The sequence below is a fragment of the Herbaspirillum lusitanum P6-12 genome (assembly GCF_000256565.1).
Classification (GTDB): Bacteria; Pseudomonadota; Gammaproteobacteria; order Burkholderiales; family Burkholderiaceae_D; genus Herbaspirillum; species Herbaspirillum lusitanum.
This window is the reverse complement of sequence record NZ_AJHH01000424.1, coordinates 1-593: the sequence shown is the minus strand read 5'-3', so window position 1 is coordinate 593 and position 593 is coordinate 1. Positions and strand designations below refer to the sequence as shown.

The 593-nt window shown below is 64.4% G+C and carries 1 protein-coding gene; it reads left to right on the top strand.

Annotated elements, in window-relative coordinates; translation table 11 throughout:
• Positions 1–593: cache domain-containing protein (locus HLUSI_RS28625; protein ID WP_040503486.1), on the top strand; the 593-nt coding region annotated here is incomplete at both ends.

The following is a 593-nucleotide window of genomic DNA, read 5'->3' as shown; positions in this document are numbered from 1 at the left end:
AGCTGCTGCCGCCGACATCGCGCCTGGCGATCCAGGTGGCCTCTCCGCCCATTTGCTGAGATCGGGTGGCTTCTCGCTGACCACCGCCGGTTGGCAGGACAAACACTTTGTTTCCAGCACGCCTGGATTGCCCGCCAACTACGATCCGACCGGCCGTCCTTGGTATCAGGATAGCCTCAAGGCCAAGAAACCACTTGTCACCAGACCCTACCGTTCCGCCACCGGCGTGATCCTGGTGTCGTTCACCGCCCCCATCCTGCGCGAAGGCATTGTGTATGGCGTGGTGGCCGGCGGAGTGTCGCTGGACACGGTGCGGCAAGTCGTCCGCGCTATTCATCCGACGCCCGCCAGCATCGGATTCGTTGTCGATGCCGGCGGCACGGTGATTGCGCACCCGGATGAGAAGCTTTTGCTGAAACCGGCAACCGACATCGCTCCCTCACTCACCGTCGCACAGCTGGATGGGATGGCGCGCGACGGGAGCGTCAGCGAGGTGGAGATGGATGGCGCCGGTAAGTGGTTGCGTGCCGTGCCCATTCCCGGTACCGACTGGCGGCTGGTCATCTCGCTGGATCGGCATGACGCCGGCGCCG